At 71.5% G+C, this 22,320-nt stretch carries 17 protein-coding genes and 1 tRNA gene; 10 read left to right on the top strand and 8 right to left on the bottom strand.

Annotated features, from left to right (window positions below):
* Positions 1–189 precede the first annotated feature (189 nt).
* Positions 190–2,739, bottom strand: coding sequence for a DUF2156 domain-containing protein (locus RL72_RS08175; protein ID WP_045250328.1), 2,550 nt, complete (start codon positions 2,737–2,739; stop codon positions 190–192).
* Between the two features lie 114 nt (positions 2,740–2,853).
* Complete coding sequence (locus RL72_RS08180; RefSeq protein WP_052674268.1) at positions 2,854–3,327, bottom strand: Lrp/AsnC family transcriptional regulator; 474 nt, start codon at positions 3,325–3,327, stop codon at positions 2,854–2,856.
* A 113-nt stretch (positions 3,328–3,440) separates the two neighbouring features.
* Between RL72_RS08180 and RL72_RS08185 the strand changes: the two genes are divergently transcribed.
* The 6 genes from RL72_RS08185 to RL72_RS08210 all read left to right on the top strand — a co-directional run bounded on the left by RL72_RS08185 (position 3,441) and on the right by RL72_RS08210 (position 11,361).
* A complete protein-coding gene (locus tag RL72_RS08185) occupies positions 3,441–4,646 on the top strand; it encodes a trans-sulfuration enzyme family protein (protein ID WP_045250329.1) in 1,206 nt (401 codons plus the stop codon).
* A gap of 87 nt (positions 4,647–4,733) precedes the next feature.
* The gene (locus tag RL72_RS08190; protein WP_045250363.1) at positions 4,734–6,002 is read left to right on the top strand and encodes an MFS transporter; all 1,269 of its coding nucleotides are present in this window, start codon (positions 4,734–4,736) and stop codon (positions 6,000–6,002) included.
* A gap of 115 nt (positions 6,003–6,117) precedes the next feature.
* The gene (locus RL72_RS08195) at positions 6,118–6,705 is read left to right on the top strand and encodes a helix-turn-helix domain-containing protein (RefSeq protein ID WP_045250330.1); all 588 of its coding nucleotides are present in this window, start codon (positions 6,118–6,120) and stop codon (positions 6,703–6,705) included.
* Entirely contained in the window at positions 6,702–8,018 is a 1,317-nt protein-coding gene (locus RL72_RS08200; RefSeq protein ID WP_052674265.1) for an MFS transporter, read from the top strand. The genes RL72_RS08195 and RL72_RS08200 overlap by 4 nt, the downstream gene beginning before the upstream one ends.
* Before the next feature lie 43 nt (positions 8,019–8,061).
* Entirely contained in the window at positions 8,062–8,916 is an 855-nt protein-coding gene (locus RL72_RS08205) for an SDR family NAD(P)-dependent oxidoreductase (protein ID WP_045250331.1), read from the top strand.
* A gap of 3 nt (positions 8,917–8,919) precedes the next feature.
* Positions 8,920–11,361 carry an HAD-IC family P-type ATPase gene (locus RL72_RS08210; RefSeq protein ID WP_045250332.1) on the top strand — a complete coding sequence of 814 codons (2,442 nt, stop codon included), beginning with the start codon at positions 8,920–8,922 and terminating at the stop codon, positions 11,359–11,361.
* Between the two features lie 43 nt (positions 11,362–11,404).
* On the opposite strand, the gene RL72_RS08215 is transcribed toward RL72_RS08210, so the two are convergent.
* Positions 11,405–12,559 (bottom strand): acyltransferase family protein, encoded by a 1,155-nt coding sequence (locus RL72_RS08215; protein WP_045250333.1) that lies wholly within the window; start codon positions 12,557–12,559, stop codon positions 11,405–11,407.
* An 81-nt stretch (positions 12,560–12,640) separates the two neighbouring features.
* Positions 12,641–13,138, bottom strand: a complete 498-nt coding sequence (locus RL72_RS08220) for a YbaK/EbsC family protein (protein ID WP_045250334.1) — start codon at positions 13,136–13,138, stop codon at positions 12,641–12,643.
* A 55-nt stretch (positions 13,139–13,193) separates the two neighbouring features.
* Here RL72_RS08220 and pepN point away from each other — a divergent pair, with 55 nt between their 5' ends.
* A complete protein-coding gene (gene pepN / locus RL72_RS08225) occupies positions 13,194–15,689 on the top strand; it encodes an aminopeptidase N (RefSeq protein WP_045250335.1) in 2,496 nt (831 codons plus the stop codon).
* A gap of 26 nt (positions 15,690–15,715) precedes the next feature.
* Positions 15,716–16,888, top strand: a complete 1,173-nt coding sequence (locus tag RL72_RS08230) for a cation:proton antiporter (RefSeq protein ID WP_045250336.1) — start codon at positions 15,716–15,718, stop codon at positions 16,886–16,888.
* Between the two features lie 15 nt (positions 16,889–16,903).
* Here RL72_RS08230 and RL72_RS08235 read toward each other — a convergent pair whose 3' ends face one another.
* A complete protein-coding gene (locus RL72_RS08235; RefSeq protein ID WP_045250337.1) occupies positions 16,904–17,542 on the bottom strand; it encodes an MBL fold metallo-hydrolase in 639 nt (212 codons plus the stop codon).
* Between the two features lie 128 nt (positions 17,543–17,670).
* On the opposite strand from RL72_RS08235, the gene RL72_RS08240 reads away from it, so the two are divergent.
* Positions 17,671–17,743: transfer RNA gene (locus tag RL72_RS08240), tRNA-Glu, on the top strand.
* A 77-nt stretch (positions 17,744–17,820) separates the two neighbouring features.
* Positions 17,821–19,239 carry a proline--tRNA ligase gene (proS, locus tag RL72_RS08245; RefSeq protein WP_045250338.1) on the top strand — a complete coding sequence of 473 codons (1,419 nt, stop codon included), beginning with the start codon at positions 17,821–17,823 and terminating at the stop codon, positions 19,237–19,239.
* Here the strand turns inward: proS and RL72_RS08250 are convergent.
* The 3 genes from RL72_RS08250 to RL72_RS08260 all read right to left on the bottom strand — a co-directional run bounded on the left by RL72_RS08250 (position 19,233) and on the right by RL72_RS08260 (position 22,298).
* Positions 19,233–20,582, bottom strand: coding sequence for an acyltransferase family protein (locus RL72_RS08250; RefSeq protein ID WP_052674266.1), 1,350 nt, complete (start codon positions 20,580–20,582; stop codon positions 19,233–19,235). The two genes, proS and RL72_RS08250, sit on opposite strands and share 7 nt — an antisense overlap.
* Before the next feature lie 61 nt (positions 20,583–20,643).
* Positions 20,644–21,741, bottom strand: a complete 1,098-nt coding sequence (locus RL72_RS08255; RefSeq protein WP_045250339.1) for a DUF4349 domain-containing protein — start codon at positions 21,739–21,741, stop codon at positions 20,644–20,646.
* Positions 21,738–22,298 carry an RNA polymerase sigma factor gene (locus RL72_RS08260; RefSeq protein ID WP_045250340.1) on the bottom strand — a complete coding sequence of 187 codons (561 nt, stop codon included), beginning with the start codon at positions 22,296–22,298 and terminating at the stop codon, positions 21,738–21,740. The genes RL72_RS08255 and RL72_RS08260 overlap by 4 nt, the downstream gene beginning before the upstream one ends.
* Positions 22,299–22,320: the final 22 nt, after the last annotated feature.

The following is a 22,320-nucleotide window of genomic DNA, read 5'->3' on the forward strand; positions in this document are numbered from 1 at the left end:
CGGTCTCGGGGGCTCGCGAACTGATGATGTGCTCCTCGGGCAGCGGAGGGGGTGTGACTTTCTCCGCCTTCGGGGGGAACGGAGGGTGTTACAACTCCGTAATAATACGGATGGTTCCTGAGAGTTCCATACATTGGCCGTGAAACGGGCGCGTCGGCGTGGCGTCGGCGTGGCCTCGACGGACGAGGTTCAGCGCTCTCCGGCGCGGTTGGTGATGGTCTGCATGAGCGCCAGATACTCCTGCGGAGTCGCCTCCGGCAGGTACGCGCTGCCGATCGCCATCCCGATGCGGGGGAGCTGCGCCGGATCCGCATACGCCATGTAGATCGTCTCGTAGCGCGGGTTGAACTTGCTCTTGAAGCGGAACAGCGACGTGAACCCGTAGGCCGGCTCGAGGATCTCGCCCAGCCAGGCGAGCAGCCGGTCCATGACGGTCGGCTCGGTGACCTCCTGGCCCGGCTTGGTCGCCAGCGGCGCCCCGGACAGGCTCAGCACCTGTGCGCCCTGCTCCTTCATATGAAGCGCTGCGGACGCGATCACGAACTCCATGATCCCGGGCATCGATCCGTCGCTGCGCCGCATGAAGTCGATCGTCCAGCCGGTGACCCGGCCGTCGGTCCAGCTCGGCAGCCAGCTCGTGGTCGCCTCGATCCCGCCGTCCTTGTTGATCGCGAGGAAGATCCCGACATCGGAGTCCTTGAGCTCCTCCATGCCGCCGAGGGTGAAGCCCATCTCCGGGAGCTTCTTGTGGGCGACCCATTCCTCGCTGACCGCGGTGATCTCGCGCGAGTAGCGCGAGGGGAGCTCGTTCCACGTCGACCAGAGGGTGGTGATGCCCTCGCGCTCGCCGCGGTTGAGCGGCTGCCGCACCTTCTGCCACGCCTTTCCGGTGAGCTCGAAGCCGGGGAGGTCGATGACGGTCTCCTCGCCGACGGACATGTACTGCCACCCGAACGACTGGAAGATCGGCAGATAGCGCTCGTGGAAGCTGTAGAAGCAGGCCGACCAGCCCTGTGCCTCGCAGTGGGCGATGAAGCCCTCGATCGTCTCGCGCTCCGCACCGGGCGCGCAGACGGGATCCGACATCGTGAGCGCGACCTTGTTGATGACCCGGTAGGCGATCGCGCCCTGGCCGTCGGGCGTGAACCAGTGGGTGTTGCCGGCCCACGTGCCCATGAAGCCCAGAGTGCCGCCGCCGCCGCGGCGCAGCAGCTCGCGGAACTGCGCCTCCTCCATGACGTGGCTGCCGACCTGGGTGGCGCGGAACAGCCGGATCGCGGCGACGATGAAGACGATCCAGAACGGCACGCCCACCCACTGGTAGACGAACAGCGCGGCGCCGTCGACCGGGATGCCCGGGTCGGCGATGGCGGGCAGCAGCCCTGCGGAGACGAACGGGCGCACGAGGTCTGCGAGGAGCTCGCCCACGGAGGGCTGGCCGTCGAGGTAGTTGTCGCCGTCGATGAGGCCCATGACCAGGTAGATCCCCGCGCAGACCAGGAACGCGCCGACCACGGTGATCGTGAAGCGTCGCACGGCCGCGCGGGGCGCCGTCACCTGGAAGCGTGCGCGGGTGATCAGCAGCAGCGCGATGACCCCGATCGGCACGAGCACCGCGAGGACCATGGCGATGCCGTCCTCGATCAGGAGCTTGCCGCGCGTCTTGTCGTCGAGCAGCTCGTTGATCCCGACGGCCGTGGACGTGAGCAGCGCGATGGCCGCGTTCACGACGAGGGCGAGGATCCACGCGGCGCGGCGTCCGGTGCGCAGCCCCCAGGCCGCCAGCAGGGTCAGCAGCAGCGGCACGAGGCTGATCAGGAACGGGCCGGGACCGGACTGCAGGAGCGCGGCCGCCTGCCGGGAGCAGTCCGCGGTGAAGTCCTGCGTGCACGACGTGTCCATCGGCTGCGCGTCGAGAGGCGAGAACCCGGAGACTACGAGGCCCAGCGGCGCGTACCAGGACCCCGAGACGAGCACGATGAACGGACCGAGGCCGGTCGCCGCCACGATCGCCGCGACGAGGGTGCGCACCTCCCGATAGGAGCTTCGGTGCCACGAGGGCCGTGCGGTGCCGTGCGCGAGCATCACCCCCAGCACGGCGCCCACGACGCCGGACAGCAGCCGGAAGACGCTGTCGCTGTCGGCGGCGTACAGCGCGAACATCACGAGGAGGGTGAAGCCGACGACACGGATGCGCCGCTGCCACAGCGCCGGCGCGAAGGCGGACGCGGCCATGAGCAGGCCGACGGTGCCGATCGTCGGATCCGCGACGAGGTCGAAGCTCGCGAGCATGCCCCAGGAGGATCCCCAGGAGAGCAGCAGCGCCTGCGCGCCCAGGCCCACGAGGATGCCGAGGATCCCCGTGAGGAAGAACACCCAGACCGCCCGGACGGTGCCGAGCCTGCGCTCGGCGTACGCGCCGGCGGTGAGGATCAGGGCGAGGGCGAGCACTCCGCCGATCACGGAATCGCCGAACAGCAGCGCCGTGAACGGGGTCCACCAGAGCCCCAGCTCGAACGTGGTGCCCTCGCCGGCCGCGAACTCCTCGGGGAACCGTCCCAGGAACGTGCCCGTGACGAAACCGGTCGCGATCACGACGACGGCGAGCGTCGCGGCGAAAGGGTTGCGCCGAAGGTAGGTGGCGACCGCGCGGAGCCATCGCGGCGTCGGACGTGCCGGAGACGTCGAAGACGTCGGCGGCGGCACGGCGCCCGTCGGCGCGCTGTCGGAGGCGGTCATGCGGTGGCCCTCTCTGCGATGATCGTCCGGCCCAGGAGCGAGGTCGTGCCCGGGTCCTCTCTCAGAGTGCCGAACAGCCGAGAGGTTGTACAGCAGCCATGCCCGCCGCGCCCGTCAGAGCGCCGCGACCACGGTGCCGTCGCGGCGCTCGAAGACGAGCTGCGTCTCCGTGGCGCGCACCACGTCGTGCACGGTGATGCGTTCGAGGACGATGTCGCGCAGGGCCGCGGCGTCGGCGACGGCGACGTGCACGAGGAAGTCGTCGGCACCGGCGATGTGGAAGACCTGTAGCACGCCCTCGGTGGCGGCGAGGGCGTCGAACAGCGCCTCCACGCCGGACTTGCTGTGATTGCCGAGGCGCACCCGGATCACCGCCTGCACCGGGCGGCCGAGGGCCGCGGGGTCCAGGAGCAGCCGCATGCCGAGGATCACGCCGCGCGTCCGTAGAGAGCGCAGCCGGAACGCGCACGTGGACGCCGGGATGCCGAGCGCCGCGGCGAGCTCCTTGATCGGCGCATCGGGGTGCGCCGAGAGGTGGGCGAGGATGCGCAGGTCGAGCGCGTCGACGGTCTGCTGTCCCGAGGTCAAGATCCGCCCCTCCACGTGGCCAGGGATTGTTCGTGACGCAAGCTTCTCATGCTTCATCGACGATTGCAGCAAGCGATCTGGCAGTATCCTGCGTGCGGAGGGATCCTGAACCCATGATCGACGACGATTCCCTGCGAGAGACCCCGTTGCGCCCCGAGACCGTTGCCGTGCACGCCGGCCGTGCCGACCTCGCCGCCCTCGGCGTGCACGCCGCCCCCATCGACCTCTCCTCGACCAACCCCCTGCCCGACATCCTGCACGGCGGCGACTCCTACGAGTCGATGGCGAACGGAGGGCATCCGCTGCCCGACGGCGGCAACGTCTACGCGCGCCTGTGGAACCCCACCGTCGCGCGCTTCGAGGAGGCGCTCGCCGAGCTCGAGCACGCCGAGTCCTCGGTGGCCTTCTCCAGCGGCATGGCGGCGATGACCGCCGCGATCCTGTCGCACACGACGGCCGTGGGCAAGCACCGCATCGTCGCCGTGCGTCCCCTCTACGGCGGCACCGACCACCTGCTCGACTCGGGGCTGCTCGGCGCGGACACCACGTTCTGCGCGGAGGACGAGGTGAGCGCCCATCTGCGGGAGGACACCGGTCTGGTCGTCGTCGAGACCCCGGGCAACCCGACGCTCGATCTCGTCGACATCGCGGCGGTCGTCGCCCAGGCGGGCGATGTGCCGGTGCTCGTGGACAACACGTTCGCCACGCCGCTGCTGCAGAACCCGCTGGATCTGGGCGCGGCGATGTCGCTGCACAGCGCCACGAAGTACATCGGAGGGCACGGGGACGTGATCGCGGGCGTCATCGCGTGCTCGGAGCCGACCGCTCAGGCGCTGCGGCGCGTGCGGGCGATCACCGGAGCACTGCTGCACCCGCTCGGCGCGTACCTGCTGCACCGGGGCCTGGCGACGCTGCCGGTGCGGATGGAGCGCCAGCAGCGCTCCGCCGAGCACGTGGCCGCCTGGCTCGCCGAGCATCCCGCCGTCGCCGAGGTCTTCTATCCCGGGATCGGGGACGATCGAGGTCTCGTCCCGCGCCAGATGCGCGGCGGCGGAGCCATGATCGCGGCGCGGCTCCGTGACGGCTACGCGGCCGCGGAGGCTCTCACTGGCTCGGTGCGCCTGTTCACCCACGCCGTCTCCCTCGGCGGCGTCGACTCGCTCGTGCAGCACCCGGCGGCGCTGACGCATCGCCCCGTGGCCGCTGAGGCGCGCCCGGGGGCGGACATCGTGCGCCTGTCGATCGGGCTGGAGGACCCGGAGGATCTCGTCCGGGATCTGGCCCAGGCGCTGGCTCGGGTCGCGGCCGTCGTGCGCTGAACTGCGCGCCGGCCGGATCCGCCCCGCGCGGGTCCGGCCGGTGACCGGAGTGTCCGTGGCCTCCGGCAGACTTGTGCGGTGACCGGTATGAGAGCGTTCTGGACGGCCCTGCCCACCGAAGGGCGATGGCTGCTGTCGACCGTGGCGATCCAGACGCTGGGCCGAGGGCTGACGCTGCCCTTCACCATCATCTACCTGCACGAGGTGCGCGGGTTCGACCTGGGCGTCTCCGGTGCGCTCATGAGCATCATCGCCGTGACCGGCCTGCTGGTGACGGGGCCCGGCGGCACCCTCATCGACCGGTACGGGGCGCGCCGGGTGCTCCTGGTCGGGCTCGCCGCGATGATCGCCGGCTGCGCGCTGCTGGCGTTCGCGACGACGCCGGCGGCGGCCGCGATCGCGCTGGTGCTGATGGGGGTCAACTTCGGCGTCTCCTGGCCGGGGTTCAACGCGGTGATCGCCTCGATCGTCGAGGGCGAGCTCCGGCAGCAGTACTTCGGCGTGAACTTCGCCCTGATCAATCTCGGGATCGGCGTCGGCGGCATCATCGGCGGCTTCTTCATCGACGTGCACCGGCCGGAGACCTTCACGGCGATCTTCCTCATCGACGCGGTGAGCTCGCTCATCCCGATGGCGCTGCTGCTCGGTCCGCTGCGGCACGTCCGCACCCATGCGGATCCGGCGGAGGTCCACACGGAACCGGCCGAGGGGTATCGGCAGATCCTGCGGCGGCCGGCCGTGCTCTGGCTGACGCTGCTGACGTTCCTCGCGGTCTTCATCGGCTACGGGCAGATGGAGGGCGGATTCCCCGCGTTCGCCCGCCAGGTGTCCGGCGTCTCCACGCAGGTGATCGGCTTCTCCTTCGCGGTGAACACGGCCGTCATCGTGCTGCTGCAGTTCGCGGTGCTGAAGCTGATCCGCGGACACCGGCGCACCAGGGTCATGCAGATCATGACGCTCACCTGGGGGCTGTCGTGGGTGGTGCTGGGTCTCACCGGGCTGCTGCCGAAGTCGCTGGCGGCCGCCATCGGGGTGCTGCTGTTCATGGGCGTCTTCGCGTTCGGCGAGACGATGCTGCAGCCCACGGTGCCCGCGATCTACAACGACCTCGCCTCGGATCGCAGCCGAGGGCGCTACAACGCCATCAACTCGGCGGCGTTCCAGGGCGGCGCCATCGCCGGCCCGATCGCGGCGGGCCTGCTGCTCGGTGAAGGCCGTCAGGCGTGGTTCATCGTGTCGATGGTCGCGGGATCCCTGCTCATCTGCGTGCTGGCGTTCGCGCTCGAGCGTCGCGTGCCGCCCTCCGCCAACGGCATCGAGGCGGAGGAGAGCGTGGTCGAGGCCGAGAAGCACTGAGGCGTCGGCGGCGGCAGCGGAGCACCCAGGGGAAGATCATCGGGGAAGTGTCGGCGTGCACATTTCTTGTGCATAAGTCTTGTGCACAAGAAAGTGTGCATGTGATCATGAGGGCATGGACACCCCGCAGAAGCCCGTCGGAATGCGTCTCGACGAACGTGCCGTGCGCGTGCTGGCCCACCCGCTGCGCTCCCGGATCCTCGGTGCGCTGCGCCTGCACGGACCGGCGACGGCGACCCAGCTCGCCGCCGCACTGAGCACCAACACCGGCGCCACCAGCTATCACCTGCGCGCGCTCGAGGACGTCGGGCTCGTCGCCGACACCGGCGAGGGGGCGGGCAAACGGCGGATCTGGCGGGCGAGCACCGACTACCACTCGTGGAGCAACTCCGACTTCGCGGACGACGAGGACGCACAGACCGCGCTCGGCTGGCTGCGCCGCGACTACGTGCGCCAGTACGCGCACCGCACCGAGGAGTGGCTCGATGCGGAGGCGACCTGGCCCGCCGAGTGGGTCGACCAGCTCGGCTTCGGCGACACGCTCGTCACCGTCGTCGCGGGGCAGCTCGCCGAGTTCCAGGCGGAGCTCGAGGCGCTCACCGAGAAGTACCGCCGCGCGGGGGAGGGCGACCCCGCCGCGCGGCGGGTCCAGATCGTGGTGCAGAGCACGCCCGTCGACTTCGACCCGCCGGTGCAGCCGTGACCGCGTCGATCGCGGCAGGCTCCGTGGCGCGGCAGGCGATCGCCGTGGCCCAGCGGCGGCTTCTGCTGCTCACCGCCCTGCGCTGGCTGCCCGTCGGAGTGACGCTCGGGCTCACGGTGCTCGTGCCGCTCGAGCGCGGCATGTCGATCGCCGCGATCGGATCCATCCTCGCCATCCAGGGCTTCGTCGCGCTCGCCCTGGAGCTGCCGACGGGCGCGCTCGCCGACACGCTCGGCCGGAGGCCTGTGCTCGCCGCATCCGGCGTGCTGGCGATCACCGCCAGCACGCTGTTCCTCCTCGCGGACTCGTACGCGCTGTTCGCCGTCTCCCTGCTGCTGCAGGGGGTGTTCCGCGTGCTCGACTCGGGAGCGCTCGAGGCGTGGTTCGTCGATGCGGTGCATGAGCACGAGCCCCGGGCCGAGGTGGCGGCGCCGTTGGCGCGCGCAGGGACGGCGCTCGGCGTCGCGATCGCGGGCGGTGCGCTGCTCGGCGGCCTGCTGGTGGCCTGGCGTCCGCTCCCCGGGGTGTCCGCCCTGATCCTTCCGATGCTGGTCGCGATCGGGCTCTACGCGCTCTACACGCTCCTCGTGCTCGTCCTGGTGCGGGATGCGCGGGAGCACGACGCACCCCCGATCCGCCCGCTGACCGCGATGGCCGATGCCGCGCGCCTGACCCCGCGGACGATCGTCGACGGCCTGCGCCGTGCGGCGCGGTCGCGGGTGCTCCTGGGACTCGTGCTCGTCGAGGTCTTCTGGTCCGTGGCGATGATCGGCTTCGAGACGCTCACCCCGCTGCAGCTGGAGGGCATCCTCGGCGGCGAGGACGCGGCCGCGGCGGTGTTCGGTCCGGCCTCGGCGGCCGCCTGGGGCCTGTTCGCGGGGGGATCGCTGCTCGCGAGCCGGCTGAGCGGCGTGCTCGGAGTCGCCTGGACCGCGATCCTCAGCAGGATCCTGAACGGCGTCTTCGTCGTGCTCATGGGGCTCGCGTCGGGCGTCGTCGGCCTGCTGATCGGCTACGGCCTCACCTATCTCGCGCACGGCGGCGCCGGACCCATGCACGCCGCGCTGCTGCACCGCGAGGCCGACCGGTCCACGAGGGCGACGATCCTCTCTCTCAACTCGATGGTCTCGGGCGGCGCCTACAGCATCGGGCTGCTGGTGCTGACGGCGTTCGCCGGAGCGACCTCGGCCGCCATGGCGACCGTGGTGGCGGGAGCCTTCAGCGTGCTCGGCGCCCTCTGCTATCTCCCTGCGCTGCGCAAGGAACGCGCTGCCGGCGCGGTCGACGAGGCGAGCGCGACGAGCCCGGCCTGATTCGTCCAGCGCGGGCGGACGGCGCGCTGTTACGGTGAGCCGTATGAGCGAAAACGGCCGGATCGGCGAAGTGGTGCTGGTGACGGGGACGTCGTCCGGGATGGGCATGCACGCCGCCGTGGAGCTGGCGAGATCGGGCGCGCAGGTGATCGCCACGATGCGCGACACCGCGCGCTCCGCGCGCCTCCAGGAGACGGCGGACGCCGCGGGCGTGACGCTGGAGGTGCACGCCCTCGACGTCACGGATCATGCGGCGGCCGCACGCGTGGTGGACGAAGTCACCGCCGCCCACGGGCGCATCGACGTACTCGTCAACAACGCCGGTCAGGGTGGCGTCGGCACGGCCGAGCAGCTGTCGATGGAGCAGATCCGAGCCCAGCTCGAGGTGAACTACCTCGCGCCCGTGCACCTCGCCAAGCTCGTGCTCCCGGGGATGCGCGAGCGCGGGCACGGCACGATCCTCACCGTCACCAGCGTCGGCGGCGTGGTCGGTCAGCCCTTCGCCGATGCGTACTGCGGCGCGAAGTTCGCGGTCGAGGGCTTCATGCAGTCCCTCGCCGCCGTCGCGGAGCCGTTCGGCGTGCACGTGCGGGTCATCGAGCCCGCGGCCGTCGCGAGCGACTTCGTGCAGAACGCGGTCCGCCCGACCGACGCCGGAGCCTACGAGGATCAGCTGCGCGCCTACATCGCCCGCTCGACGGGGGCGTTCGCGAACGCGCAGTCGGCGGCAGACGCCGGGGCGGCGATCGCGGCCGCTGCGCTCTCCGGCGAGACGCGGTTCCGCTGGCAGAGCTCCGAGGCGGCGACGGCATTCGTCGGCGTATCGCTCGCTGACCTCGACGGATCCCGCGTGCGTGCGTTCACCGCGCCGTGGATCGCGACGGACCGCCCGGCCTGACGGATGGCGGACCGCATCGATCCCGGCGCCGGCGGCATCACGACGGCGCGTGCTCCGCTGACCGCGGCGGAGGTCGCGGAGCGACGGGCGCGCGGCGACGCGAACGTCATCGAGTCGCGCACCAGCCGCAGCTTCGGCGAGATCTTCCGGGCGAACGCGTTCACGCGGGTCAACGGCATCTATCTCGTGATGTTCCTGCTGATCCTCGGCACGGGGTACTTCATCGACGGGCTCTTCGGCCTGCTCATCATCGTGAACAGCGTGGTGGGCATGGTGCAGGAGGTGCGCGCCAAGCGCACGCTGGACCGGCTCGCGCTGCTGAGCAAGGCTCCCGCCAGGGTCGAGCGCGCGGACGGGGTCTCGGAGGTCGACGTCGAAGAGCTCGTGCAGGACGACATCGTGCTCGTCGCCGCCGGTGATCAGATCCCGGTGGACGGGATCGTGCTCGACGCCACCGGCTTCGAGGTCGACGAGTCGCTGCTCACGGGGGAGTCCGAGCCGGTGCTCGCCGGGCCCGGCTACGAGCTCAAGTCGGGCAGCTTCGTGGCGGCGGGCTCGGCTGCGTTCCGCGCGACGGCGGTCGGGGAGCACGCGTACGCCGCGCGCCTGGCCAAGGAGGCCTCCGAGTTCCGTAAGCCGACCTCGCAGCTGCGTGCCGGGATCGATCAGATCCTGAAGTACGTCACATGGGCGCTCATCCCGGTCGGCGTGCTCACGATCGTGAATCAGATCTGGGGTCACGCGGAGGACTGGCGGAATGCGGTGCGCGGCCTGGTCGCCGCCCTGGTCCCCATGGTCCCCGAGGGTCTCGTGCTGATGACGAGCGTCGCGATGGCCGTCGGCGTGATCCGGCTCGGCCGTCGCAACTGCCTCGTCCAGGACCTTCCGGCGATCGAGCAGCTCGCCCGCGTCGACGTGGTGTGCACCGACAAGACGGGGACGCTCACCGAGGACGGGATGCGGGTCGGAGCGGTCGAACGGCTCGCCGACGATGCGCGGATCGACGCGGCTCTGGCCGCGATCGGCCGGGCCGAGGGCAAGCCGAACGCGAGCATGGCGGCGATCCTGGAGTATGTCGGAGACGCGCCGGCTTTGACCGTGCAGACGTCCGTGGCGTTCTCCTCGGCGCGCAAGTGGGCCGCGGTGCAGTGCCCCGCCACAGGCGCGGCGGCCGTGGAGAGCTGGGTGCTCGGAGCTCCCGACGTGCTGCTTCCCGAGGGGGATGCCGTGCGCACCCGCTCCGATGCGCTCGCCGCCGAAGGACTTCGCGTGCTCGCGCTCACCCGCGTCGATGCGGCGCTTCCGGATCCGGAGGCGTCCGGCGACGGCCTGCCCGCGGGACTCGTCCCGACCGCGCTCGTCATCCTGGACCAGCGCCTGCGCGCCGAGGCGCCCGGAGCGATCGCGTACTTCGCGCAGCAGGACGTCGGCATCAAGGTGATCTCCGGCGACAACGCGGCGGCGGTGGGTGCGATCGCCGCCGAGGCGGGCGTGCCGAACGGGCGGGACGCGGTGGATGCGCGCACGCTGGATCCGGACTCCGCGCACTTCGACGCCCAGGTGCGGGCGCGCACGGCCTTCGGGCGGGTCACGCCCACGCAGAAGCGTGCCATGGTGCATGCGCTGCAGGGCGACGGGCGCGTCGTGGCGATGACCGGCGACGGGGTCAACGACGTGCTCGCGCTCAAGGACGCGGACGTCGGCGTCGCGATGGGATCCGGATCGCCGGCGGCGCGCGCGGTGTCGCGCATCGTGCTGCTGGACAACTCCTTCGCGACGCTGCCGCATGTGGTCGCCGAGGGGCGCCGCGTGATCGGCAACATCGAGCGGGTCGCGACCCTGTTCCTCACGAAGACGCTGTACTCGATCCTGCTGGCGCTGCTCGTCGCGGTCACCGCGGTGCCGTTCCCGTTCTTCCCGCGGCACGTGACCCTCATCGCGTGGTTCACGATCGGCATCCCGGCGTTCTTCCTCGCGCTCGCCCCGAACACGGCCCGCGCGCAGGACGGCTTCGTGCGCCGGGTGCTCGATGCGGCCGTGCCCGGCGGCATCGGGGCGGCGCTCGCGTCGTACGGCGCGTATCTGACGGCCCGGGCCGTGCTCGGGACGGGCCACGACACCGCGAAGCTCACCTCGTCGACGGCGTTCCTGGCGCTCGTCATCGTCGCGTTCTTCGTGCTCATCACGGTCGCCCACCCCTTCCGTCCCTGGAAGATCGCGCTCGTGGGCGCCATGATCGGCGGGATGCTCGTCGCCATCCTGACCCCGCTCGGATCCCGGATCTTCGACGTCGACCTGCACGACGCCCGCGCCGTCCTGATCGCCTGCGCGTTCGGCGCGGCGGGCATCGGCGTGCGCTATGCCGCGCGGGCGCTGCTGCGGGCCGTGTACGGCGCGGTGACCCGGCGGCGGCAGCGTCGCGAGGCCGTGGCCGGGCAGCGCTGACCTCGCCGGACGATCCGAGGGAGCCGGCGACCGGAGTCCGCCGTCACTGCGCGCGGGCGAGCGCGACCTTCCGTGCGGCGCCGACGCGACGCACGGAGGCGCGCTCCGCGAGCGCTTCGCCGATCGCCCCGGCCCGGCGGGCGAGCACCTGCGACTGCCGCTCCACGAGCGCGTGGAACGCCGCCGCCGCCACGAGGCTCAGCGGCACGCCGATCAGGCAGGCGAGCCACCACCGCTCCGCGCCGAGGAGGTAGCAGAGCGTGGCCAGGATCGGGGCGTGCACGAGATAGAGGCTGAACGAGATCCGCCCCAGCCACTGCATCGGCCGCGTCCCCAGCGCACGCTCGGCCCGCGGCCAGATCACGGCGAGGATCACGAGCAGGGCCGCGCCCGCGCCCGCCAGCGCCCACAGCACGTCGGCGGCGATCGTGCCCGCCGTGAGCGGGCGGGCCAGCCAGCTCGCGATGAGCATCGTTCCGGCCAGCGCGGCGACCCAGGGGAGGGCGCGACGTGCCCGCGGGCCGGCCGCCAGTCCGCGCAGGTCGTCGAAGCGGACGGCGATGAGCGTGCCGAGCAGGAACACGGGCAGGTACGCGAGCGCGGAGTTGCCGCTCGCCCGCCCCGCGAACATCAGCACCACGGTGAGCACCCCGACGGGCACGGCGAAGCGGCGCACGCGCAGCGCCACCCAGACGTACAGGGGGAGCAGCAGGGAGAAGAACAGCTCCCACCGCAGCGACCAGAGCACGTTGTCGATCGGGTAGTCCGCGCGCAGCAGCGTCATCTGCGACAGCACGTCGCCGGCCGAGACGCTCGTGGCCTGGGCGTCCTGCATCCAGGAGTCGTCCGGCATCGTCGACGCGTCGCGGGGGATGACCTTCACGAGCAGGGCGGCGGCGCCGAGCGCGGCGATCACCGGCACGTAGAGCCGGAACAGCCGTGCCGGGAAGTAGCGCGCCCAGGAGAATCCGGGTCGCAGCGCCGGCAGGGCCACGACGAGACCGGAGAGCACGAAGAAGACCATGACGGCTTCGGAGCCGGCGATCAGCAGCTTCAGCGGCGACTGCGTGAGCACCGCCCAGCCGGCCGGATCCAGCCAGGGCTCCGCGATCAGCGAGGCGTGATGGATGAGGACGATCCCCGCGGCCAGCCCGCGGAGTCCGTCGAGAGAACCGATCCTGTTACCGTTCCGTGACATCCCTTTCCACGGTAGGGGCGCAGTCTGGACGCCCCCTGGACCGTTCCTGGGCACCCGCGAAGAGTGCGTCGGCCGGGCGGCTCAGTCGGCGGCGACCACCACGACGTCGCCTCCCGTGAGGGCCACGAGCTCGTCGAAGCTCATCGGCATCACGGTGTGCGGAGTGCCGCCGGCGGTCCAGACGACGTCGTAGTCGCGCAGTGCCGCGTCGATCACCGTGCGCACGGGAGAGGGGTGGCCGACGGGCGCCACACCGCCGATGGCCTGCCCCGTCACCTCCCGCACCGTGGCCGCAGGCGCCATCACGACGTTCGCCGCACCCACCGCCGCGGCGAGCAGATCGAGGTCGACCCTGTGCCGTCCGCTCGTCATCACGAGGAGCGGCTGCTCGTCGGCGAGGAACAGGAGGCTGGATCCGATCGCGCCGATCTCACAGCCCAGCGCCGCTGCGGCCTGCGCCGCCGTGCGCGCCGAGTCGGGCAGCTCCCGCACCTGGGAGGCGAGTCCTGCGGCGCGGACGTGCTCCTGCACGAGCCTGCTTCGTTCGGGAAGGGGGGCGGTCGCGGCCTGGTCGGTCATGCGACCATGCTGGCACAGCATCCCACCCGGTCGGAGGTCATGGAACGATGGATCCATGACCACCGCCAACCTCACCCGCGCCGAGACCTCCGCACGGTCCGCGAGCATCACCCTGCGCCGGATCAGGCTCGAGCTCGACGTCGCCGACGCCGCCGATGCCGCGACGACGGGGTTCCCGACCACGAGCACGCTCGAGTTCGACGCGACGGCGACGGAGACCTGGGTGGACTTCATCGGCGAGGACGTGCGGGAGGTCGTGCTCAACGGCCGTGTGCAGGACGTCGACTGGGACGGTGCGCGCATCCGGCTCACCGGCCTCGCCGCGCACAACACGGCGGTGATCCGCGCGACCGGTGCCTACAGCCGCTCGGGCGAGGGCCTGCACCGCTTCGCCGACCCGGTCGACGGCAAGGTCTACCTCTACACGCACGACGAGCCCGCCGACGCCCGCCGCTTCATGGCGTGCTTCGAACAGCCCGACATGAAGGCGCCGCTCACCGTCGTCGTGACCGCGCCCGAGGGCTGGGAGGTGCTGGCGAACGAGTCGCCCGTCTCCGTGCGCACGGGTGCCGGGCGGCAGACGGTGGAGTTCGCGCCGACCCTCCCGCTGTCCAGCTATCTCACCTGCATCGCGGCCGGGCCCTACGTGCGCGTGTCGTCCGAGTGGCGCCGCGACGATCTCGTGGTGCCCCTCTCCGTGCTGAGCCGCGCCTCGATGGCGGAGCACCTCGCCGCCGACGAGATCCTGGAGGTCACACGGCAGGGGCTGGACTTCTTCGCGGAGGCGTTCTCGTTCCCGTACCCCTGGGGGAAGTACGACCAGATCTTCGTCCCCGAGTACAACATCGGCGCGATGGAGAACCCCGGCCTGGTCACCTTCACGGAGTCCTACCTGTACCGCGGCGCGGCCACCCGTGCGCAGCGGCAGGCCCGCGCGAACACGATCCTGCACGAGATGGCGCACATGTGGTTCGGCGACCTGGTCACGATGCGGTGGTGGGACGATCTGTGGCTGAAGGAGTCGTTCGCCGACTACATGGGGGCGCACGCCTCGGTCGCGGCGACGGAGTTCACCGACGCCTGGGTGGCGTTCGCGAACCGGCGCAAGGCCTGGGCGTACACGCAGGACCAGCTGCCCAGCACGCACCCGATCGTCGCCGACATCGCGGATCTGGAAGCGGCGAAGCTCAACTTCGACGGCATCACCTACGCCAAGGGTGCGGCGGTGCTCAAGCAGCTCGTCGCCTTCGTGGGGGAGGAGGCGTTCTTCGACGGCGCACGGCGCTACTTCGCGCGGCACGCCTACGGCAACACGACCCTGGAGGACCTGCTCGTCGAGCTCGAGGACGCCTCGGGGCGGGACATGCGCGCGTGGGCGCAGGCCTGGCTGCAGACCACCGGCATGAGCACCCTCGCCATCGAGCGCGGTGCGGACGGCACCGCGGTGGTCGTGCAGAGCGATCCCCGGCCGCATCGACTGCAGATCGGCCTGTACGAGCTCCGGGGCGACTCTCTCGCGCGGCGGGAGCGGATCCCCGTCGACATCGCCGAGGAGCGCACGTCGATCGCGCTGCCCGACGCCGACCTCGTGCTGCTGAACGACGGCGACCTCACCTACGCCAAGGCCCGCCTCGACGACCGTTCCCTCGCCGCCGTCGAGCGGGGTCTCTCTTCGCTCGACGACCCGCTCGCCCGCGGTCTCGTGTGGTCCGCGCTGTGGAACGCGACGCGGGACGGCGACCTGGCCGTGGCCCGCTACCTCGACATCGTGCGTGCGCACGCCCCGGCCGAGACCGACAGCGCGCTGCTCGGCGGCGTCGTCCTGAACGCCGCGGCCGCCATCGGGCACTATCTGCCCGGCCGCGACCGCACCGCAGCGCGTCGGGCCTGGCTCGACACCACGTGGCGGGCGCTCGGCGGAGCCCTTGCCGGGAGTGATGCGCAGCTCATCTGGGCGCGCGCCTTCGCCGCGGCGGCCTCGTTCGACGACGCACGCCGGCTCGACGTGTCCACGCTGCTCATCGGGGCGGGTCCCGAAGGGCTTCCGATGGACGCGGATCTGCGCTGGGAGCTGCTGACCGCACTCGTGACCACGGGGCACGCGGGCGCCGAGGAGATCACGGAGGAGCACCTGCGCGACCACACCGCGAGCGGACGCACGGCAGCCCTCGCGGCGGCGGCGTCGACGCCGAACGCGGCCGTGCGGGCCGCGGACTGGCGAGCGGCGTGGGGCGACCTGACGCTCAGCAACGACCACCTCGACGCGACGATCCGCGGGTTCGCGGCGGGCGGCCGCCGCGATCTGGTCGAGGCGTTCGACGAGGAGTACTTCACCCGGATCGAGTCGGCCTGGGCGGAGCGCTCGATCGAGATCGCCCGCCGCCTCGTGATCGGCCTCTACCCCGAGACCGAGACCACGGAGCTCGTCGACGCCTGGCTGGACGCGCATCCGCAGGCTCCGGCCGCGCTGCGCCGCATCGTGCTCGAGCAGCGCGATCATCAGCAGCGCGCGATCCGGGTGCGGGACGCGCAGGGAGTCCTGGTGGGCTGAGCCCCGCGCGGTCCTAGAGTTCTCGCATGACGTTCGCGACGCTCGCGCTCCTCGTGCTGGTGGGACTCGCCGGTCCGCTGCTGTCCGCGCGGCGCGCCTGGCGGGTGCCGCTCATCGCGGGCGAGCTGCTCGCCGGCCTCGTGGTCGGCGCCACCGGGTTCCGCTGGGTGGATGCGACCGAGCCGACGCTGACCCTGCTCGCCCAGATCGGGTTCGGTCTGATCATGCTCGTGATCGGATCGCACATCCCGGTGCTGAACCGCACGGTGCGCGCGGCGGTCGGCAAGGGCGCGCTCGGCGCACTGCTCGTCGCCGTGGTGGCGATCGGCCTCGGCATCGGGGTCGCCGCGCTGTTCGGCACGCAGCACGGCGCCGTGTACGCGGTGCTGATCGCCTCGTCCTCGGCGGCGCTCGTGCTGCCGATGCTGCAGTCCCTGAGCATCACGGCAGCATCGGCGGCGCAGCTGATCGCGCAGATCGCGATCGCCGACGTCGCCTGCATCGTCGCGCTTCCGCTCGTCCTGCAGCCCTCGCGGGTGCCCCTGGTGGCGCTCGGCGGTCTGGGGATCGCCGCCGCCGGCGCGGTGCTCGTGATCGTGCTGCGTCGGATCGGGCCACGGCGGCTGCACCGGCTGCACAAGCTCTCGGAGTCGCGCCGGTTCGCGCTCGAGCTGCGGCTCAGCCTGCTGGCGCTGTTCGCTCTGGCGGGGATCGCCCAGTTCACCCACGTCTCGGTCATGATGGCCGGCTTCACGCTCGGGCTCGTGCTCGCCGCCATCGGCCAGCCGCGGCGCCTGGCCCGGCAGCTCTTCGGCATGACCGAGGGCTTCTTCGGCCCGCTGTTCTTCGTCTGGCTCGGTGCCTCCATCGACCTGCGCCACCTCGTGGCGCACCCGCAGATGATCCTCCTGGGCCTCGCGCTCGGCGCCGCCGCGGTGCTCGCGCATCTCCTCGCTCGCGCAGCCGGGCTGCCTTGGTCGCAGACGGTCGCGTCCGCCGGTCAGCTCGGCGTCCCGGTGGCGGCGGTGGCGCTCGGCGTGGAGACCTCGTCGCTCCTGCCGGGCGAGGGCGCTGCGATCCTCCTCGGCGCCCTGGTCGCCGTGGTGTCGTCGTCGGTGGCCGTCGCGGCGGTGTCGAAGCGCGCGGCGACGCCGGCGGAACCGCCAGGGCCCGCCCCCGCGGAGAGCCGAGCGGGGTGACGCCGGTCCCGGGGGTCAGACCTCGAGCTCGTCGCCCGGATCCAGCTCGAAGAACTCGCCGCCGTTCTGCTCCGTCGCCCATTTGAGGCGCCCGCGGTGCATGGTGGACCCGATCACGGACAGCGTCATGTCGTGCGTGCCGAAGGCGCGGCGCGGCGTGACGGCGAGCACGAAGTCGATCGCGTCGCCGATCTTCAGCCACGGTGCTCCGAGCGGGGCGGCGAGGGTCTGCACCTCGACGCCCTCGGGGACCGCGTAGGAGTCGCCGGGGTAGTAGAGCTCGTCGTCGACGAGCACGCCCACGTTGTCGATGAGCGGGATGGACGAGTGGATCTCGGCGTGCACCCCGCCGAAGAAGCGCAGGGTGAAGTCGCCGACCGTCACGCTGTCGCCGGGAGCGACCTCGGTGATCTCGTAGCCCTCCGCGGCGCGGACCACGCCGGCGGGGCCGAAGACCGGCGTGCCCGGCGCATCCCGCAGGATCCGGTCCAGGTGCTCGGGGGTCCAGTGGTCGGGATGCTCGTGGGTGATCACGACGCCCACCAGACGCTGCAGCTCGTCCAGCGGGAGGGTGAAGCTCCCGGGGTCGATGAGGAGGGTCTGCCCGTGGTCGTCGATGCGGAGCGCGGCGTGCTCATGCTTGGTGATGCGCATGCTCCGAGCGTAATCCTGCGCGGCGCGACACTCCCGGGGATCGCGATCGACCGGCCCCGATTTGGCGGGCGCTGAGCGTCATGTCATACTTGAACGGTTGTCGCGAGACGGAAACGGATCGCAAAGACGGCCCCATCGTATAGCGGCCTAGTACGCCGCCCTCTCACGGCGGTAACGCGGGTTCGAATCCCGCTGGGGTCACAGGCAGCACACGAAAGCCCTCGGTTCGCCGAGGGCTTTCGTCGTCTGCGGATCCGATCGCGTCGTATCCTCGACGAATGGTTGAGCGACAGGGCATTCTCGCGTCGATCGAGAACGATTTCCCCCAGTGGTACCAGGACGTGCTGGAGAAGGCGCAGCTGGCGGACAACGGTCCGGTGCGCGGCACCATGGTCATGCGACCGTACTCCTACGCGATGTGGGAGAGGATGCAGTCCGCCATGGACGCGCGCATCAAGGCGACCGGTGCGGAGAACGTCTACCTTCCCCTGTTCATCCCGCAGTCCTATCTGGAGCGCGAGGCCGAGCACGTCGAGGGGTTCAGCCCCGAGCTGGCCGTGGTGACGCACGCCGGAGGCAAGGAGCTCACCGAGCCGGTCGTGGTCCGTCCGACGAGCGAGACCCTGTTCGGCGAGGTCATGGCGAAGTGGATCCAGTCGCATCGGGATCTGCCTCTGCTGCTGAACCAGTGGGCCAACGTCGTCCGCTGGGAGATGCGTCCCCGGGTCTTCCTGCGCACCACCGAGTTCCTCTGGCAGGAGGGGCACACCGCGCACGCCACGAGAGAGGACGCCGCAGACTACGCGCGGCGCATCCACCTGGACGTCTACCAGGACTTCCTGGAGAACGTGCTGGCCATCCCCGTGCTCCCCGGTTTCAAGACCCCGTCCGAGCGCTTCGCAGGAGCGATCAACACCATGACCTGCGAGGCCATGATGGGTGACGGCAAGGCGCTGCAGATGGCGACCTCGCACGAGCTGGGGCAGAACTTCGCGAACGCGTTCGGCATCACGTTCTCCGATGCGGAGGGCGTCGCGCAGACTGCCTGGACCACGTCGTGGGGTTCGTCCACCCGCATGATGGGCGGGCTCATCATGTCGCATGGCGACGCCTCCGGTCTCGTTCTGCCGCCGCGCATCGCGCCGCACCAGGTCGTCGTGCTCGTCGTGAAGGAGGACGCGCGCACCCTCGCGGCGGCCCGGGCGATCGTCGCCGACCTCAAGGCCGCCGGCGTCCGGGTGAAGCTCGACGACCGCACGCAGGTCGGGTTCGGCCGGCGCGCGACCGAGTGGGAGCTCAAGGGCGTGCCGGTGCGCATCGAGGTGGGTCCGCGGGACCTGGACGCCGGAGTGCTCACGTTCGTGCGCCGCGATCGCGTCGGCAAGCAGCAGATGCCGGCGACGGAGGTCGCGTCCCGTGTGCCTGCGCTGCTGGACGAGATCCAGCGCGATCTGTTCGCTGTTGCCCGCACGCGCCTCGCAGACCGTACCGCACGCGTGTCCACCGTCGACGAGGCGCGTGAAGCCGCGCGCACAGGATTCGCCGTCATCGACTGGAACGCGCTCGGCGAGGCCGGCGAGAAGCTCCTGAACCGGGACGCGATCACGGTGCGCTGCCTGCAGACCCGCGAGGGCGCGCTGCCCGACCCGCACGAGCCGGAGCAGGATCTGGTCGCGGTCGTCGCACGCGCCTACTGACTGCGGCGCGTCCCGGCGGCGATCCCGGTCCTCGCGCGGGGGCGCGGAAAGGCTCCGACGAGCCTCAGCGCGGCGAACGACGCGACCAGGGCGCACGCGGCGAGAAGGAGATCAAGCCCGTAGGCGGTGATCGCGAGGATCGGCGCCAGGAACACGGCGACCGCGAGCGCGGTGACGGGTGCCGTCGGAGCGGGCCCCATCCTCGGCGTCCGTTCGTAGCGCACCAGCCACAGGGACAGCACCCACACGGCGGCGAGCACGATGAGCAGGAACGGCACGCGGGTCCACCACCACAGCGGGGTTCCGGGCGACGGCATCGGCACCGGCAGGAGCAGCTCCACCCCGATCAGCACCATGATCATCGGCAGATGCCAGAGGTAGACGGTCATCAATCGCGACCCGATCAGCAGCACGAGGCCCTGCGCGGGCCGTGTGCGCATGAGCGCGGACAGCGGACGGTGCAGCAGCGTCAGCGCGGCTGCCTGCACGACGGCGAGGATCGCGAGCGGCGCGGTCGGCGGCCACTGGTTGCTCAGCATGTTCCAGGAGTAGCCGCCGAGCGACACCAGTGCCCAGATCGCCAGGTATCCGATCGCGATCAGCGCGAGCAGAGCCCCGGCGCGGCGCCGGGCGAACCATCCGTCGAAGAGGAAGAAGCCGATCTGCTGCGCGAACAGCCAGATGAACGCGACGTTGGGGATCCCGAACAGCTCGCTGCCGATGCCGTAGCCGGTGGCGGGGACGTGGGGGATGCCGAGCACGCCGGCGGCGACGACGAAGCGCAGCGCGTCGGTCGCGAGCGCGCCGACGAGCAGCACGGCCGGCACGCGTATGCCGAATCGGGCATGCATTCCGATCATCCAGGGCGCGAGGGCCTGCACCAGCAGATACGCGGCGAGGAACCACAGCGGGGAGCCGACGCCGATCGCCACGGTGTCGACGAGACCCGCATCGATCCCGAGCAGGCGCGTGACCCCGAGCGCGACCGTGAAGAACACGAAGATGGGGATCGCGGGGCGTGCGAGTCGCGCGAGACGCAGGCGCACGAAGCCGACCGCGTCCTCTCCGCGCCCCTGCGCGGAGCGCCATCCGGCGCGGGCCGCGAAGCCGCCGACCACGAAGAACAGCGGCATGATGTTCAGGATCCACGAGGCCGCGTCGAACCAGCTCTGTCCCTCGACGGTGCGCTCGATGACGAGGCTCCCGTCGGCACGACGGCCGACGCCCGTGAAGAGGATGTGCACGAAGACGACCAGGATCACGCAGGCGACCCGCGTCAGGTCGAGCGTCAGATCGCGTCCTGCGGGGACGGCCCTGCCGAGAGTGGCCACGTCGTCGCTCATGTCCCGACCCTAGCGAGGAGCGGGGCGCCCGCACGGGAGGCAAGCGACGGAGCGGCCGCGATCAGTCCGTCGATTCGGGCTGCGCGACGGCGTCACGCCTCGCACGGGCGCTGCGACGGGCACGGCGCACGCCCCACACGATCGCGACGAGCACCGCGGCGACGACGAGCCAGGGGAGGAGGAAGCCGAGCGCGATCACCAGGGCGTTGAGCGAGACGATGAGTCCCTTCCACCCGGCTGCGAGCCCGTCGCCGAAGCCGGCGGGATCGGCTGCCGCCGGCGCCTGCCGGACGAGCGTGACCTGCACGGCCGACATATCGACCTGGGACTCGAGATCCTTCAGCTGCTGCTGCGCGGACTGGAGCTGTCCCTGGCGCTCGGTCAGGGCGGTCTCGGCAGTGAGCAGATCGGCCACGCTCGTCGCCTGCGACATCAGCTGGGTCAGTCGCTGCACCGACGCGGTGAGGGAGTCGACCTGGGCGCGCAGGTCGGTCGTGGTCGCCGTCACGTCGTTCGCACCCACGGAGGTGGCGAGCACCGTGCCCTCCGCGCGCAGCGCGTCCATGACCGCCGGAAGGTCGGCGGCGGGAACGCGCAGGGTCACCCAGCCGTCGCCCGTGGACGGCGGCACGATGCCGTCCGTGGCCGCCGGCCGCTGGGAGGATCCGATCTGCTGGCTCTCGACGAATCCGCCGTGCTTCTGCGCGAGTGCCGCGAGGGCGTCGGCGGCCTTGCGCACGTCGTCCACCTGGATCGTGGCCGAGCCCGTGCGGATGATGTCGCGCGGCGTGCTCGAGGAGGATCCTGCGGCATTCCGCGACGCCGCGCCGTCGGCGCTCTGCGTGAGCTCCTTGGAGTTGCCGCTGAGCGGTGCCGCGCCCCCGGAGCTGTCGTCGGGGGCGGAGACCGCGGACGAGCCGGCGGCGCCCGAGGAACCCGTGAGCTGAAGGATCTGCGGCGTGACGAGGACGCCGACGACGAAGGCCGCGGCGATGCCGCCCGCCGTGAGCCAGCCGCGACGGCGCGCCCGTCCGCGGGACGCCGAGGCGCGGGCGTGCTCCGCGCGACGCTCCTCGGCGATCTGGGTGAAGACCGCCTCCTCGATGCGGTCGGCGGCGTCGTCGGACAGCTCCGGCAGCGCGATCGGGGTGGTGGTCATGATGCGGGCTCCGTTTCGGTCACAGCGCCGCGCAGGCGGGTGCGCACGCGGGAGAGACGGTTGCGGACGACGCCGTGCCCCACGCCGAGCTCCTCGGCGGCGGCGCGGTAGTCATAGCCCTCGGTCGCGCACAGGCGGAAGATGTCGCGGTCGAGTGCGCTCATCCCGCCGAGCTCGGCGGCGATGCGGTCGGCGAGCTCGGCGGCGATGACCTGCTGCTCGACGTCCACGAGCGCGGGGATGCTTTCATCCGCCTCCTCGGCCGTGTGGGCGGTGTCGCGGCGACGCCGGCGCAGGCGGTTGGCCGCCTGGAACCGGCAGATCGTCGCGAGCCAGGGCAGCAGCGATTCGCCCGCCAGCTCGAGGCCGGGCAGCTTCCGCCAGGCGACGACGAACGTCTCCTGCGTCGCATCCTCGGCATCCCCGGCGTCGCCGAGGATGCCGTACGCGATCCAGTAGACGGGGCGGACGTAGGCGCGGTACAGCGTGCGGAAGGCGGGTTCGCTCCCCGCCGCCGCCCGCGCGACCAGCGTCCTGTCGTGTGCGTCGTGTGCCATGCCGGCTCCGTTCGGTGTCTCT

This window comes from Microbacterium azadirachtae (assembly GCF_000956545.1).
In the GTDB taxonomy this organism is placed as follows: domain Bacteria; phylum Actinomycetota; class Actinomycetes; order Actinomycetales; family Microbacteriaceae; genus Microbacterium; species Microbacterium azadirachtae.